Origin of the sequence: Stenotrophomonas sp. SAU14A_NAIMI4_5 (genome assembly GCF_003086795.1) — a bacterium.
Taxonomy (GTDB): domain Bacteria; phylum Pseudomonadota; class Gammaproteobacteria; order Xanthomonadales; family Xanthomonadaceae; genus Stenotrophomonas.
Genome location: NZ_CP026003.1, coordinates 4,040,137 through 4,054,054 on the forward strand (window position 1 = coordinate 4,040,137; position 13,918 = coordinate 4,054,054).

Consider the following 13,918-nt stretch of genomic DNA (forward strand, 5'->3'; position numbering starts at 1 on the left):
AGCGGCTCTACATCATCAGGCAGATGTGCCTATGGTACGGCCGATGTCGGTGGCGGTCTGTAGATGCGCCGCGGCCTGGCCGCTGTCGGCATCCAGCAGCAGCGTGGACGAGTGCACGGTGGCACCGCAGTAATCGAAGATGCCCATGTCGATCTGTGTCTTCATTGCCGCACCGTAACCGCGGCGTTCGATCATCTCCGCGCCCGCGCCGCCGATGCCGACCAGGTGCACCTGCAGCCGCTGCAGTTTCTTTTCCACCTTGCCGTCGGCACCGTCGGCGTAGGCCCAGCCCTGGGTGAACACCCGGTCGATCCAGCCCTTCAGCAGCGCGGGGAACGACCACCAGTACAGCGGATAGACCAGCACCAGCGTATCGGCAGCATCCAGCCGCGCATGCTCGGCGGCCACGTCGGCCGGCACCGCCGCGCCCTGCTTGAACAGGCCGATATCGGCGGCGTTGAAGCGGGGATCAAAACCCTCGGCGGCGAGATCGGCCAGGGTCACGCTGTTGCGCGCATCGGCATCGGTGATGGACTGTCCGATGCGCGCGGCAACGGCATGGGTAAGCGAAGCGGAATCGGGATGGGCGACGACGATGAGGCTGTGCATGGGAAAGACCTGCGGATTGATTAGTTACCAATGGTAACTAGCGGCAGGAATTCCACCAGTACGCCCCGCAGGACGCTGATTTCGGCGCGCAGGCCCTCCCTGGGCGTGCGCCCAAGCGGACATCGATATGTCACCAAGCGTCAAATGCGAATGATTCGTGATACGATTGTTAAGGAATTCTGAAACCCCCACACACGGACGTCCCAGCCATCGCCAGTGGACCCTCAACAGGAGTACTGCGCGATGTCGCATGCCGTTCTGAAATCCCGTCGTTCCGTTGCCGCCCTGACCGCCGCGATTGGTTTTGCGCTGGCCAGCACCGCCCACGCTGATGCCGCTGCCGACGCTTCGTCGGCCAAGCAGATGGACACCGTGGTGGTCACCGCCACCGGCGCCCAGCAGTGGATCAAGGATGCGCCGGCCAGCATCAGCGTCATCACCCGCGAGGAGATCGAGCGCAAGCCGGTCACCAGCATCGGCCAGCTGCTGAGCACCGTGCCGGGCGTGACCGGCGGCTATGCACTGTCCGGCGCGCAGTCGAAGATCCGCCTGCGCGGCCTGCCCGAGCAGTACACGCTGATCCTCATCGACGGCCGCCGCCAGGGCAATTCCTCCGGCGTGAACTACCGCGACGACCTCGGTCCGCAGGATCTGAACTGGCTGTCGCCGGACATGATCGAGCGCATCGAAGTGGTGCGCGGCCCGATGTCCTCGCTGTACGGCTCGGATGCGATGGGTGGCGTGATCAACATCATCACCCGCAAGATCAGCGACCACTGGGGCGGCTCGGTCACCCTCAACCACAGCATGCCCGACTCGGACACGCGCGGTGACACCACGCAGATGGGCGCGCTGTTCAGTGGCCCGCTGACCGAGAACCTGGGCGTGCGCATCGGTGCCAACGTCACCGACCACAAGTCCGATACCGGTGCGCGGCAGACGCCCGGCAACAAGGCGCAGAACGCCAACCTGCAGTTCCACTGGCGCCTCAACGACGATCACGCGCTGACCCTGGAAGGTTCGCGCGGCGAACAGCGCAACACCGGTGCCGGTGATGTGTATGCCTGGGGCCTGTCCAAGCTGGTGCAGACCGGATATGTCGTCAGCCACGACGGCCGCTACGGCGACAGCACCACGTCCAAGAGCACGCTGGTGCAGAACGACTACAAGGACAAGGGCAGCGTGCTGGGCACCCACTCCAAGGAGACGGTGTTCGACACCGCCTTTACCCACGGCTTCCACTGGGGCTTCGAGCAGAGCCTCAACGTGGGTGCGCAATGGAAGCGCGAGGAGCTGGAGAACCCGGACACGATCGGCACCGTGCCGGTGACCTGGACCGGCAGCGGCCGCATCAGTCCGGTGAGCGAAGCCGATTCGTGGGCGCTGTTCGCCGAGGACCACATCACCCTGCACGAGCGCTTCGTGCTGACCGTGGGCCTGCGCTGGGACAACACCGACAACTACGATGACAACATCAGCCCGCGCATCTACGGCGTGTGGCATCCGGGCGATGCATGGACCGTGCGCGGTGGCGTGTCGCAGGGCTTCAAGGCGCCGAACCTGAAGCAGGGTACGGCCGGTGCGGCGACCCAGTCCGGCGGCAACGGCTGCACGGCACTGACCGCCGAAGGCTGGACCAGCCGCTCGGTGAGCGCCGATGGCACCACCGGCTGCTACATGGCCGGCAACCCGAACCTGAAACCGGAAACCAGCACCAACTACGAGCTGGGACTGGGCTACGACAAGAACGGCTGGTCCGCATCGGCGACCTACTTCCTGACCGACTTCGACGACAAGATCCAGCAGGTTCCGCTGCGCGAGATCTCCGGCCAGACCACCAGCTTCGTCAACGGCTTCTGGTGGACCGTGGCGCAGAACGTGCAGAAGGCCCGCACGCGTGGCATCGAAGCCAGCGTGACCGTGCCGCTGCACGAGCGTGTCAGCTGGACCACCAACGCCACGCGCATGCTGGAATCGAAGAACCGCACCACCGGCGCCAGCCTGCTGGTGGTGCCGAAGATCACCGGCAACACCTCGTTGAACTGGGACGTGACTGATGCGTGGTCGTTGAACCTGAGCGCACAGCACATCGGCAAGCAGCTGGTGTCCTCCACCAGCGCGACGTTCGCCAAGGCCTACACGACGGTGGATCTGGTGACCGGCTATGACGTGAACGAAAACCTGACCCTGCGCGCGGGCGTGCAGAACCTAGGTGATGTGTCCACGATCGAGGAAGGCAACAACTACGACGGCGGCGCGCGTACGTTCTTCGTCGGCCTGACCGCGCGGTTCTGAGGAAGTAACGGGGTCGGATCCCTTCGTGCAACGAAGGGCTCCGACCCCATCCACGCATGGCGTGGATCTACACCAGATCCTGCAGTGGCACGACCAGGGTTTCCCGCAGGTACTCGTGGTTCCAGGTGCTGGCGCCGCGCGCGTGGCCCTCCAGCCGCAGCGCCGTGTGTCCGGCATCCTGCCAGCGCACGACGATCTCCAGCTCCAGCGGTCCCTCGTCGCGCTCCAGCACGCGTACAAGCGCCGGACCGTCGACGCGGGCCAGCAGCCCCGGCGCCTGGCGCAGCGCCTCCATCTCCCTCACCAGCGCCGCGTAGGCGGTTACGTTGTCCATGGCCTCAGCGGAACAGGTCGTTCAGTGCCGCGCCCGCAGCGGCCTGCTGCAGGCCATCGAAACGGCCCTCGCGCAGGATCGGATCGGTGGCCTGCATCAGCCCGCCCCACGCCGCGCGCGCAAGGGCCCCGCCCAGGCTGACCCGGCGCACGCCCAGCGCGGCGATCTCCTGCAAGGTGAGCGGCGTGGGCCCACCGACCAGCAGGTTCACCGGCTTCGGTCCTGCGGCCGCAACCACCGCCGCGATCTGCTCGCGCGTGGTGATGCCCGGTGCGTACAGCACGTCGGCGCCGGCGGCGGCATAGGCGTGCAGCCGCTGCAGGGTGTCTTCCAGATCGGGCACGCCGACGAAGAAGTTCTCCGCACGCCCCACCAGCAGGACGTCGGCACCGGCACGGTCGATGGCCGCACGCGCAGCCGCCAGGCGCTGCACGGCCTCCTCCAGCGGCCGCAGCGGCGCCCCCGCCACGCCGCTGGCATCTTCGATGGACAGCGCGGCGATGCCGGTTTCCAAGGCGGCGGTGACCGCTGCGCCGACCTCGTCCGGCGCCGCGCCGAAACCATCGCCTAAATCCGCGTTCAACGGCAGCGACGTCGCGCCGGCCATCAGGCGCAGATGTTCCAGCGTGGCTTCCAGCGAAACGGCACCATCGGGCCGGCCCTCGCTCCACGCGCAGCCGGCACTGGTGGTGGCCAGCGCCTGGAACCCCTGCCGCTGCAGATAGCGCGCACTGCCCACGTCCCACGGGTTGGGCAGCACGAAGCAGCCCTGGGCGTGCAGTTGGCGGAAGGCAGCGCGCTTGCGGGCAGTATCGGCATCAACAGCGGTCATGGCGAAGGTCCGGTGCATGGCCCGGCCACCCTAGCTCGGCCGCGGGCACGACTCAACGTGGGAGACCCGGGGCCAGGCCGGTGTGCTCGCGCAGCGTCCGCTCGATCACCGTGCGGTTTATCCGGTCGGACAGGAACACCCGATGATCGACGCCGGCATGATCGCGCAGGCTCAGTGCGCCTTCGCCCTCCACCGTGACGAAACCGTAGCTGGCAATGGCCTGCCATGGCAGGAGCAGAATGCTCTCGCCCTTGATGATGACGATGCCATTCGGTCCGTGATCGATCTTGCGCGGGCTGAGCCAGTAAAAGATGTAGGTCAGCAACGCGATTGCGGGCCCCATGCCGACGCAGATCGCCAGCGACAGGGCGATATCACTCGCACTGCGTTCCCGGGTGAGCACCGTCACCACCCCGAGGACAGCGAAAATTCCGCTGCACACCAGCGCGCTTTTCAGTACCTGCCACTGGAAAGGGTTGAATCGCGGCTGGTGCTGCAGTCCCAGCAGCCAGGGTTCACGCCACTTCATTGATGGGCCACGTCCGTTGTGCAGTCGCACGTTGTAGCGCATCGCGGCGACGCCCGGAAGATGCGCGGCATCACCTGATGCCTGCTGCTTATTGGACGGCGCGGCCACCATCGCCGAGCGTGGCGGCTCCGCCACCAGGACGCTGGCCATGCCGCCGCATACCCCTGCCCCACCCTTTGACGCGGCCGAAGACGCCGGATGGGCCGACCTGCTTTCACCCGTACGCCGGCGCCTGATCGCCTCGGCGGGCGTGGCGATGGGCGGGCTGGCCGCTGCGAGCACGGCCAGCGCCGCGCCCAACACCACCGAACCCGGCCGGCCCGGCTTCCGCCCGATCGTGCCGCCGCCGGCGCAGGGCCACAGCCCCTGGGGCCAGGACACGGCCGCCGAAGCGACACCGCGCCCGGCCAGCGTGCGTCCGGGCGAATCGCCGCTGCCCAGCCGGCCGCGTGCCTATACCGATATCAAGAGCTACCACGCACACATCTATTTCGACGAAGACAGCTACCAGAAGGCGGCCCTGCTGCGACGCTGGGCGGCCGAACGCTTCCCGGTGGAACTGGGCAACTGGAACCTGGAACCGCGCGGCCCGCATGTCACGCCGTCGTTCTATTTCGGCTTCAGCAACGACCTGCTGCCGGTGCTGGTGCCGTGGCTGCAGCTCAACAGCCTGGGCCTGACCATCCTCATCCACCCCAATACCGGCGATGGCCGTGCCGACCATCTGTATTACGCGCTGTGGGTGAACCGCGCGCAGCCGGTGAACGCCTACAACTGGCCGGCGCCGAAACCCGGCGAGACCGAGGCGCTGGAAGAAGTGTTCCCGAACGTGGTGCCGACGGTGCCGCTGGAGACCTGAGTCCGGCGGTTGTCATCCACGCATGGCGTGGATCTACCAGGCGCGGACGTGGTCATCCACGCATGGCGTGGATCTACCGGGCACGGGCGAGCGTGGATCTACGCCATCGTCGGCCTTCGTGCGGGCATCCCCGCCGCCACGGCGTTCAGCGGGCCTTGATCCGGCGCCACCCATACGGCCGCAAGCGCTTCCACGATTTTCAAACGATTGCTTTAAACACCTGCAATTTCGCCGAACTGGACAGCATCCACAGGTTCCGCCAGACTGCCGCCCTTTCCTGTTGATCGGATTCCATGGCGAAGCTGCTGGTCCTGCATGGCCCCAACCTCAACCTGCTCGGCACCCGCGAGCCGGAGGTCTATGGGCACACCACGCTGGCCGACATCGACCAGGCGCTGGCCGCCCAGGCCGCTGCGGCCGGGCATGCGCTGGAAAGCCTGCAGTCCAACGCCGAACACGTGCTGGTGGACCGCGTGCAGGCCGCGCGCTCCGACGGTACCACGTTCATCCTGATCAACCCGGCCGCCTTCACCCACACCTCGGTCGCCCTGCGCGATGCGCTGGCGGCGGTGGCCGTGCCGTTCATCGAGATCCACCTGTCCAACCCGCACACCCGCGAACCGTTCCGCCAGCACAGCTATTTCAGCGACAAGGCGGTGGGCGTGGTGTGTGGCTTCGGCGCCGACAGCTACCGCTACGCGATGGACGCGGCGCTGCTGCGGGTGTCCGCCACCTGATTGTCGACCCGGGCGCCAGCCGGCGCTCTACCTCACCTAGATAGAAACCAAAGAGGCCCTCATGGATCTGCGCAAAATCAAGAAGCTGATCGACCTGCTGGAAGAGTCGAACCTGGCTGAAATCGAAATCAAGGAAGGCGAAGAGTCCGTGCGCCTGTCGCGCGCCCCGGTGGCCGGCTATGCCGCACCGATGCCGGCCCCGGTGTACGCCGCTCCGGCTGCCCCGGCTGCGCAGGCCATGCCGATGCAGTCGCCGACCGAAGCCTCCACCGGCGGCACCGCCAAGCCGGGCCCGGCCCTGCCGGAAGGCCACGTGCTGCGCTCGCCGATGGTCGGCACCTTCTACGCGTCGGCCGCTCCGGACAAGCCGGCCTTCGTCACCGTTGGCCAGCAGGTCAAGGAAGGCGAGACCCTGGCCATCATCGAAGCGATGAAGATGTTCAACCCGATCGAAGCCGACAGGTCCGGCACCATCGTCGCCATCCTGGGCGAGAACGGCCAGCCGGTGGAGTTCGACCAGCCGCTGTTCGTGATCGGCTGAGGGGCACGCCATGCTCGACAAAGTCGTCATTGCCAACCGAGGGGAGATCGCGCTGCGCATCCTGCGCGCGTGCCACACTCTGGGCATCCGCACGGTGGCCGTGCACTCCACGGTCGACCGCAACCTCAAGCACGTGGCCATGGCCGACGAGTCGGTCTGCATCGGCCCGGCACCGTCGCCGCAGAGCTACCTCAACATCCCGGCGCTGATCGCCGCGGCGGAAGTCACCGACGCCCAGGCCATCCACCCGGGCTACGGCTTCCTGTCGGAGAACGCCGACTTCGCCGAGCGCGTGGAGGAGTCCGGCTTCATCTTCATCGGCCCCAAGGCCGACACCATCCGCATGATGGGTGACAAGGTCGAAGCCATCCGCGCGATGAAGTCCGCCGGCGTGCCGTGCGTGCCCGGCTCGGGCGGCCCGCTGGGCGAGGATATCGTCGCCAACACCAAGATCGCCCGTGAGATCGGCTACCCGGTCATCATCAAGGCGGCCGGTGGCGGCGGTGGCCGCGGCATGCGCGTGGTGCACGCCGAAGCCTCGCTGAAGACCTCGATCGAAACCACCAAGAGCGAGGCCAAGGCCGCGTTCGGCAATGGCGAGGTCTACATGGAGAAGTTCCTGGAGAACCCGCGCCACGTGGAGATCCAGGTGCTGGCCGACGGCCAGGGCAACGCCATTCACCTGGGTGAGCGCGACTGCTCGATGCAGCGCCGCCACCAGAAGGTGGTGGAAGAAGCACCGGCACCGGGCATCAGCGCCGAACAGCGCGATGAGATCGGCAAGGTCTGCACCGAAGCCTGCGTGCGCATCGGTTACCGGGGCGCCGGCACCTTCGAGTTCCTGTACGAAGACGGCCGCTTCTACTTCATCGAAATGAACACCCGCATCCAGGTGGAGCATCCGGTCACCGAAATGGTCACCGGCATCGACCTGGTGGCCGAGCAGCTGAAGATCGCCGCCGGCCAGAAGCTGTCGATCAAGCAGAGCGACGTGGTGCTCAGCGGCCATGCCATCGAGTGCCGCATCAACGCCGAAGATGCTGAAACCTTCGTGCCGAGCCCGGGCACCATCACCGGCTTCCATCCGCCGGGCGGCCCCGGCGTGCGCGTGGACACCCACATCTACAGTGGCTACCGCGTGCCGTCGAACTACGACTCGATGATCGGCAAGCTGATCGTGCACGGCCCGGACCGCGAGACCGCCATCGCCCGCATGCGCGTGGCGCTGAGCGAGATGGTGGTGGACGGCATCAAGACCAACGTGGCCCTGCAGCAGCGCATCATGCGCGACAAGGGCTTCCAGGCCGGTGGGCAGAACATCCACTACCTGGAAAAGCGCCTGGCCGAACGCAAGAACAAGCCGATTGCCCTGACCTGATCGGCGGCAGATGCTGGACACGAAAAGGGCGGGGATTTCCCCGCCCTTTTCTGTTGCCTTTTCGGTAGCGCCGGGTCATACCCGGCGGACCTGCAATGTGGCATCGGCACGCAACACCGCCGGGCATGGCCCGGCGCTACCGGGCACGCGTCAGCGCTTGTCGGCGACTTCGGCCGGAATCTGCGTCTCGGCCAGCGGGCGCACGCCGTTGGGCGAGGTCGGGTCGACGATCACCATGGTTTCGGTGGAGCCATCGGGCCAGACCACCTGGAAGGTGCTGCCGGCCGGCAGCGATGCAAACGGCGCGCCGCTCTGCGCGCGGTACACCGCGGCCACCTGGCTGGCACCGGCGCGGCGCACGTCTTCCTGCGCCTTCACCGAGGTCAGTTCAACCTTGGAAAGGTGCCGGTAGCGATCCTCGTAGGTGTCGATCATCAGCAGGCCAACCGCGCCGGCCGAGTACGCGACAAACAACGCCACCCAGAACCAGAACTTGGCCCCGTGCAGGAATCGACGGTAATTCATTGCCCGTTCCTCTTTCCAATCAATTGCTTGATCCATTCGTTCATCTTCCCCGCACCTTGCCGCGATACAGCAGCGTCATACACGAAATCCTGGAAATCCTGCGTACCATCCTGCGAACAGATCCCTCCGTTCGCGCAGTAACTGTTCATCAGCACACTGTCGGCCCCACACGGTAGACCGAGCTGGCAGGCAGCCACCCGCCACGCCATCTCACTGAGCTGTTCGCCGGCCACCATGTTGGCCAGCGCTTTGTCGCCAGCAGCGCGCACGCCCATGCCCGGCGCCAGGGCCATGTAGGCCTCCGGGTCGCGCGAGGTACGCACGCGCTCCACCAGGTCGCGGCGGTACTGGTCATTGCTGTGCAGCGGCTCGCCCTCGGCGAACAGCGCGGCTTCGGCGGCCAGGTTGCCCTGCAGGGCCGCACGCCGGCGTTCGTTGAACACCAGCGACGGGCCCAGCTTGTCGCCCGGCACGAAGCCACCGCAGCGCTGCGCCACGCGCTCGCGCGCCTGCACCATCGCCGGCGCCGCGCTCAGGCCGAGGCCGGCCAGCACGTTGTTGTCCAGGCGGTAGCCACCGGGATCGACCGCGTACTGCGCGCAGTAGTCGTAGACCCGGCTGAGCATCCAGCGCGCTTCATGATTGCCCTGCTCGGCCTGCGCCTTCAGGCGCTGCGCGTAGGCAAACAGATCGGTCTCGCCTTCGATGTCGGCGCGGATATCCAGCGGCAGGCCCGAAGGCAGCGCGCTGCTGCGCTCGAAGCCAGCCAGGCGGCGGGCAAGCGCTTCAGGCATCACCGGTTCCAGCGCATCCTGCACGCTGGCGGCGGACACCGCCATCGGCGCGCCCACGTCCACCTGCGCCGCGTGGCCATGGCCACTGGCCCGATAACCGGCCACGCCCAGCACGGCCACGGCCGGCAGCACGAGCAACCAGGTTTTCAGGGTCGGGGCGAGAGCCATCGGCGGTCGGATACGGCACGTCGGGCAGGAAAGCGCCAAGTTTAGCAAGGCCCGTGAGGCCTGTCTGAATCAGCCTCGTTCAGCCCCGGCCGGCATCTCAGGGGATACGGAGACGGCCGGATGGTCTAGCATGGCCCCCTTTCCCGCGATTGCCCCCACCGCCATGCCGTTCCTGGAACTGACCCTGCGCTGCACCGAAGCCACCCAGCCCCGCTATGAGAACGCGCTGGAGGACGTGGGCGCGCTGGCGGTCACCCTGCTCGATGCCGAGGCCGACACCAGCAACGAGCAGGCCATCCTCGAGCCGGGCGTGGGCGAAACCCCGCTGTGGGACACCCTGGTGCTGAGCGCGCTGTTCCCGGCCGACAGCAACGCGCTGTTGCTGCTGGCGGCGCTGGAAGCGTTCGACCCGGAGCTGGACTGGACCGGCGGCAGCTTCCGCGCGGTCGAGGACGAAGACTGGGAACGCGCCTGGCTGGACCAGTTCCAGCCGATGGATTTCGGCAGCCGCACCTGGATCGTGCCGTGGAACCATGAACTGCCGGAGGCGGCGCAGGCCGCCGACGCCGCCGTGGTCCGCCTGGACCCGGGCCTGGCCTTCGGCTCGGGCACCCACCCGACCACCGCGCTGTGCCTGCGCTGGCTGGACCAGCTGGCCGTGGATGGCCTGCTGCAGGGCCAGCGCGTGCTCGACTTCGGCTGCGGCTCGGGCATCCTCGCCCTGGCCGCGCTGAAGCTCGGTGCCGGCGAAGCGATCGGCGTGGACAACGATCCGCAGGCGCTGATCGCCACCGCCGACAACGCCGAGCGCAATGGCGAGCAGGCCCGCATGCACGTGTACCTGCCGCAGGACGAGCCGGTGGCCACCTACCCGATCGTGGTCGCCAACATCCTCGCCTCGGCACTCGATGCACTGGCCGAACTGCTGGCCGCGCGCGTCGCTGCCGGTGGCCGCATCGCCCTGTCGGGCATCCTGCATGGCCAGGAAGGCGAACTGCTGCAGCGTTACGCGGCGTGGTTCGACGACCTGCAGGCCACCCAGGACGGCGACTGGATGCGCATCACCGGCGTACGCCGCGCCTGATCGTGGTTGAATGACCGCTGGATCCGAGCCCGCGCCCTGAGCATGTCCGAGCCGAACCCGCCGCGTCGTCCGCTTGCCACCTTCCTGCGTTCCGCGCCGGGAACCGACGCGCCGCCCGACACCGGGCAGGCGCAGGAACCCGCTGACGACACGACGGATGCCACCGTCGATCAGACGGCGCCGTTGGAACTGCCGGCCGAACCGGTGGTGGACACAGCGCGACCGCCGCAGACGCGACAGTCCGATGACACTGTCATCGAAACGTCCTCGCGCATCGACACGCCGGCATCGGTCGCACCCGCCAGCGATGCGCCCAGTTTCCTCGGCGCCCGCCCGCGTGTCCTGCCGACGCCGCGCTGGCACTGGGCCCTGGTAGCCGTGTTGGCATTGCTGGTGGTGCTGCAGAGCGTGCTGGCCGATCGTGCGCGACTGGCTGCTGATGCCGCGCACCGCCCGTGGGTCAGTGCGTTGTGCGGTGTCCTGCGGTGCAGCCTGCCGGCATGGCGCGAACCGACCGCATTGACCATGACCAGCCGCGAGATCCGTCCGCTGCCCGGGCAGGCCGGTGTGCTGCAGGTCCAGGCCAGCATCCGCAACGATGCGCGCTGGGCTCAGGCATGGCCCGACCTGCGCCTGTCACTGGCCGATGCCGATGGCCGGGTGATCGGCACCGGTGTGTTCCCGCCCGCGCAGTACCTGGGCGAGAACCCCGGTGCGGCCCTGCTGGAACCGGGGCAGAGCGCACGCATCGCCTTCCGCGTACAGGAACCTGCGGCCTCCACGGTCGCATTCACCTTCGAGTTCCTCTGAGCGGGACGAAGGCGTCCAGCCGTGGCAGGTCGGGCACGCTCGCGCTAGACTGGCCGCCACCACCTCGTCCGGCCGCGCGCTCCGCGCGCACGGGCCACCGAATCGGGAACCCCCTTGAACGCTGTCCTTTCTCGTCCTGACAACAGTCGTGGCGCTGCCCGGCCACCGCTGCGTGAACACGTCGCCCAGTCCGTGCGCCGCTACCTGCGTGACCTCGATGGCTGCGACGCGGACGATGTCTACGAGATCGTGCTGCGCGAGATGGAGATTCCGCTGTTCGTGGAAGTGCTCAACCACTGCGAAGGCAACCAGAGCCGCGCCGCGGCGATGCTGGGCATCCACCGCGCCACGCTGCGCAAGAAGCTGAAGGAATACGGCATCAGCGCGTAGTAGATCCACGCCATGCGTGGATAAAGGTCCGGCGCTACCGATGCCGGCCAGCGGCCGGCACTACCATTGCATAGCCCGGTCATCCGCCAGTAGATCCACGCCATGCGTGGATGAAAACCCTGCAAAATCGCAATCAGGGTCAGAGCCCTTCGCTGTGCGAAGGGATCCAATCCCGGGTTGATCACCCTACTCCACCCGCCAGTAGATCCACGCCATGCGTGTATGAAAGCCCGACGGAATCGCAATCAGGGTCAGAGCCCTTCGCTGTGCGAAGGGATCCGACCCCGGGATGATCACCCCACCCCGCCCGCCAGTAGATCCACGTCGTGCGTGGATGAAAGCCCTGCAAAATCGCGATCAGGGTCAGAGCCCTTCGCTGTGCGAAGGGATCCGACCCCGGGTTGATCAGCCCACGCCGCCAGCCTTCCAGTAATACCGCACCACATGGAAGAACACCGGCGCGGCGAAGCACACTGAATCCAGCCGGTCGAGCATGCCGCCATGGCCCTCGATCATGTGGCCCCAGTCCTTGATGCCGCGGTCGCGCTTGATCGCCGACATCACCAGGCCACCCCAGAATCCCATGAGGTTGATCAGCAGCGACAGGCCGAATGCCTGCAGCGGCGTGAACGGGGTGATCCACCACAGCGCCGCACCCAGCGCGCTGGCACTGAGCACGCCGCCGACGAAGCCTTCCACCGTCTTCGACGGCGACAGCTTCGGGGCAATCAGATGCTTGCCCAGCAGCTTGCCCCAGATGTACTGCAGGACGTCCGAGGACTGCACCACGATCACCAGGAAGGCGAACAGCAGCACGTTGCGCGACGGGTCGTGGCCGGGCACATGCAGGTTCAGCAGCAGCGGCACGTGCGAGATACAGAACACGCAGATCATCAGCCCCCACTGCACCTTGGCCGTGCGTTCCAGGTAGTGCGTGGTGTCGCCACCGATGGTCGACAGGATCGGCAGGAACAGGAACGCATAGACCGGAATCAGCAGCGTGTACATGCCGTACCAGTCGATCCACACCAGGTAGTACTGCCATGGCAGCACGATGTAGAACGCGGCCAGCAGCGCGTAGTAATCACCCGAGCGCGTGGGCGCCAGGGTGATGAATTCGCGCAGCGCGAACAGCGAGATGATCGCGAACAGCACGATCACCCCGGCGCGGCCGAACAGCAGCGCACCGCCGACGACAATCGCCATCACCCACCACGCGCGGATGCGCGAGACCAGGTTGGCGATGACCGCGCTGGGGTTCTCGCGCTGGCGCCAGCGCAGCGTCTCCGATACCAGCGTGGCCAGCACCAGCACCGCGCCGACACCGGCAAACAGCAGGCCGGTCTGCTGGCCAACGCTCTGCGTGGCCAGGTCGCCGGATACATCCAGCAGGAAGCTCATGCGCGGCCTCCGTTCGGTGCCAGGTCCAGCAGCGCCTGGCGGCTGCGCGCGAGGAACGCGGCCTTGTCCTCATCGGCCTGCAGCCGCAGCGGCGTGCCGAAGGTCGCCGTGCACAGCAGCGGCAGTGGCAGGAAACGCCCCTTGGGCATCACCCGCTTCAGGTTGTCGATCCACACCGGTACGAACTCCAGTTCCGGGCGCTGCCGCGCCAGATGATAGATGCCACTCTTGAACGGCAGCAGCGGTTCATCGCCGATGTTGCGCGTGCCTTCCGGGAACAGGATCAGCGAACATCCTTCGTCCACCGCATCGCGCAGCCCCTGCAGCGGATCCTGCTGGCGCCGCGCGGCGTCGCGCTCGACCAGCACGCCGTTGAACACCGCATCGATCAGGTAACGGCGCAGCGCATCGCCCTGCCAGTATTCGGCGGCGGCGACGGGCCGCACCTGGCGACGCAGTGCCGGCGGCATCGACGACCAGATCAGCACAAAATCGCCATGGCTGGCGTGGTTGCCGTAGTACACGCGGTGTTCGCTGGACGGCGCACAGCCGATCCACAGCGCGCGCGCACCGGTCACCACATGGATCGCGCCACTGCAGGCGCGGGCGATCAGCTCAGCAAACATCGTTAT

Annotated in this window: 16 protein-coding genes; 8 read left to right on the forward strand and 8 right to left on the reverse strand. The window is 67.2% G+C overall.

Annotation, left to right across the window (positions count from 1 at the left end):
- Positions 1–15: 15 nt before the first annotated feature.
- Complete coding sequence (locus C1925_RS18535; RefSeq protein WP_108770178.1) at positions 16–609, reverse strand: NAD(P)H-dependent oxidoreductase; 594 nt, start codon at positions 607–609, stop codon at positions 16–18.
- Positions 610–852: 243 nt separating this feature from the next.
- Here C1925_RS18535 and C1925_RS18540 point away from each other — a divergent pair, with 243 nt between their 5' ends.
- Positions 853–2,904: a TonB-dependent receptor gene (locus tag C1925_RS18540; RefSeq protein WP_108770179.1), complete on the forward strand. Its 2,052-nt coding sequence runs from the start codon at positions 853–855 to the stop codon at positions 2,902–2,904.
- A 67-nt stretch (positions 2,905–2,971) separates the two neighbouring features.
- On the opposite strand, the gene C1925_RS18545 is transcribed toward C1925_RS18540, so the two are convergent.
- Genes C1925_RS18545 through C1925_RS18555 form a run of 3 tightly spaced genes read right to left on the reverse strand, consistent with a single transcriptional unit; the run spans position 2,972 to position 4,749 of the window.
- Positions 2,972–3,238, reverse strand: a complete 267-nt coding sequence (locus C1925_RS18545) for a hypothetical protein (protein ID WP_108770180.1) — start codon at positions 3,236–3,238, stop codon at positions 2,972–2,974.
- A 4-nt stretch (positions 3,239–3,242) separates the two neighbouring features.
- Positions 3,243–4,070, reverse strand: a complete 828-nt coding sequence (locus C1925_RS18550) for an isocitrate lyase/phosphoenolpyruvate mutase family protein (RefSeq protein WP_108770765.1) — start codon at positions 4,068–4,070, stop codon at positions 3,243–3,245.
- Positions 4,071–4,122: 52 nt separating this feature from the next.
- Positions 4,123–4,749: a hypothetical protein gene (locus tag C1925_RS18555; RefSeq protein WP_159097565.1), complete on the reverse strand. Its 627-nt coding sequence runs from the start codon at positions 4,747–4,749 to the stop codon at positions 4,123–4,125.
- On the opposite strand from C1925_RS18555, the gene C1925_RS18560 reads away from it, so the two are divergent.
- The 4 genes from C1925_RS18560 to accC all read left to right on the forward strand — a co-directional run bounded on the left by C1925_RS18560 (position 4,748) and on the right by accC (position 8,114).
- On the forward strand, positions 4,748–5,458 hold the full coding sequence (locus C1925_RS18560; protein WP_108770766.1) for a DOPA 4,5-dioxygenase family protein: 711 nt from the start codon (positions 4,748–4,750) through the stop codon (positions 5,456–5,458). The two genes, C1925_RS18555 and C1925_RS18560, sit on opposite strands and share 2 nt — an antisense overlap.
- 293 nt (positions 5,459–5,751) lie before the next feature.
- Positions 5,752–6,195: a type II 3-dehydroquinate dehydratase gene (gene aroQ, locus C1925_RS18565; RefSeq protein WP_108770182.1), complete on the forward strand. Its 444-nt coding sequence runs from the start codon at positions 5,752–5,754 to the stop codon at positions 6,193–6,195.
- Positions 6,196–6,256: 61 nt separating this feature from the next.
- Positions 6,257–6,736, forward strand: a complete 480-nt coding sequence (gene accB, locus C1925_RS18570; protein WP_108770183.1) for an acetyl-CoA carboxylase biotin carboxyl carrier protein — start codon at positions 6,257–6,259, stop codon at positions 6,734–6,736.
- Positions 6,737–6,746: 10 nt separating this feature from the next.
- Positions 6,747–8,114: an acetyl-CoA carboxylase biotin carboxylase subunit gene (gene accC / locus C1925_RS18575; protein WP_108770184.1), complete on the forward strand. Its 1,368-nt coding sequence runs from the start codon at positions 6,747–6,749 to the stop codon at positions 8,112–8,114.
- A 150-nt stretch (positions 8,115–8,264) separates the two neighbouring features.
- Here accC and C1925_RS18580 read toward each other — a convergent pair whose 3' ends face one another.
- Together C1925_RS18580 and C1925_RS18585 are read right to left on the reverse strand one after the other, a co-directional pair.
- Entirely contained in the window at positions 8,265–8,639 is a 375-nt protein-coding gene (locus C1925_RS18580; protein WP_108770185.1) for a hypothetical protein, read from the reverse strand.
- A complete protein-coding gene (locus C1925_RS18585; protein WP_108770186.1) occupies positions 8,636–9,601 on the reverse strand; it encodes a hypothetical protein in 966 nt (321 codons plus the stop codon). The genes C1925_RS18580 and C1925_RS18585 overlap by 4 nt, the downstream gene beginning before the upstream one ends.
- Positions 9,602–9,764: 163 nt before the next feature.
- On the opposite strand from C1925_RS18585, the gene prmA reads away from it, so the two are divergent.
- The 3 genes from prmA to fis all read left to right on the forward strand — a co-directional run bounded on the left by prmA (position 9,765) and on the right by fis (position 11,885).
- Complete coding sequence (prmA, locus tag C1925_RS18590; protein ID WP_108770187.1) at positions 9,765–10,685, forward strand: 50S ribosomal protein L11 methyltransferase; 921 nt, start codon at positions 9,765–9,767, stop codon at positions 10,683–10,685.
- Positions 10,686–10,727: 42 nt separating this feature from the next.
- Complete coding sequence (locus C1925_RS18595) at positions 10,728–11,495, forward strand: DUF3426 domain-containing protein (protein ID WP_108770188.1); 768 nt, start codon at positions 10,728–10,730, stop codon at positions 11,493–11,495.
- 114 nt (positions 11,496–11,609) lie between these two features.
- Positions 11,610–11,885, forward strand: a complete 276-nt coding sequence (fis, locus tag C1925_RS18600) for a DNA-binding transcriptional regulator Fis (protein WP_006397198.1) — start codon at positions 11,610–11,612, stop codon at positions 11,883–11,885.
- A 405-nt stretch (positions 11,886–12,290) separates the two neighbouring features.
- Here the strand turns inward: fis and C1925_RS18605 are convergent, their stop codons facing one another.
- On the reverse strand, positions 12,291–13,286 hold the full coding sequence (locus C1925_RS18605; RefSeq protein ID WP_108770189.1) for a phosphatidate cytidylyltransferase: 996 nt from the start codon (positions 13,284–13,286) through the stop codon (positions 12,291–12,293).
- Complete coding sequence (locus C1925_RS18610) at positions 13,283–13,912, reverse strand: lysophospholipid acyltransferase family protein (protein ID WP_079223777.1); 630 nt, start codon at positions 13,910–13,912, stop codon at positions 13,283–13,285. The genes C1925_RS18605 and C1925_RS18610 overlap by 4 nt, the downstream gene beginning before the upstream one ends.
- Positions 13,913–13,918: the final 6 nt, after the last annotated feature.

Excerpts from the sequence above, each read along its gene's own strand:
- C1925_RS18535 (WP_108770178.1), bottom strand. The coding sequence starts at position 609 with ATGCACAGCCTCATCGTCGTCGCCCATCCCGATTCCGCTTCGCTTACC.
- C1925_RS18540 (WP_108770179.1), top strand. The coding sequence starts at position 853 with ATGTCGCATGCCGTTCTGAAATCCCGTCGTTCCGTTGCCGCCCTGACC.
- C1925_RS18545 (WP_108770180.1), bottom strand. The coding sequence starts at position 3,238 with ATGGACAACGTAACCGCCTACGCGGCGCTGGTGAGGGAGATGGAGGCG.
- C1925_RS18550 (WP_108770765.1), bottom strand. The coding sequence starts at position 4,070 with ATGACCGCTGTTGATGCCGATACTGCCCGCAAGCGCGCTGCCTTCCGC.
- C1925_RS18560 (WP_108770766.1), top strand. The coding sequence starts at position 4,748 with ATGCCGCCGCATACCCCTGCCCCACCCTTTGACGCGGCCGAAGACGCC.
- C1925_RS18555 (WP_159097565.1), bottom strand. The coding sequence starts at position 4,749 with ATGGCCAGCGTCCTGGTGGCGGAGCCGCCACGCTCGGCGATGGTGGCC.
- aroQ (WP_108770182.1), top strand. The coding sequence starts at position 5,752 with ATGGCGAAGCTGCTGGTCCTGCATGGCCCCAACCTCAACCTGCTCGGC.
- accB (WP_108770183.1), top strand. The coding sequence starts at position 6,257 with ATGGATCTGCGCAAAATCAAGAAGCTGATCGACCTGCTGGAAGAGTCG.
- accC (WP_108770184.1), top strand. The coding sequence starts at position 6,747 with ATGCTCGACAAAGTCGTCATTGCCAACCGAGGGGAGATCGCGCTGCGC.
- C1925_RS18580 (WP_108770185.1), bottom strand. The coding sequence starts at position 8,639 with ATGAATTACCGTCGATTCCTGCACGGGGCCAAGTTCTGGTTCTGGGTG.
- C1925_RS18585 (WP_108770186.1), bottom strand. The coding sequence starts at position 9,601 with ATGGCTCTCGCCCCGACCCTGAAAACCTGGTTGCTCGTGCTGCCGGCC.
- prmA (WP_108770187.1), top strand. The coding sequence starts at position 9,765 with ATGCCGTTCCTGGAACTGACCCTGCGCTGCACCGAAGCCACCCAGCCC.
- C1925_RS18595 (WP_108770188.1), top strand. The coding sequence starts at position 10,728 with ATGTCCGAGCCGAACCCGCCGCGTCGTCCGCTTGCCACCTTCCTGCGT.
- C1925_RS18605 (WP_108770189.1), bottom strand. The coding sequence starts at position 13,286 with ATGAGCTTCCTGCTGGATGTATCCGGCGACCTGGCCACGCAGAGCGTT.
- C1925_RS18610 (WP_079223777.1), bottom strand. The coding sequence starts at position 13,912 with ATGTTTGCTGAGCTGATCGCCCGCGCCTGCAGTGGCGCGATCCATGTG.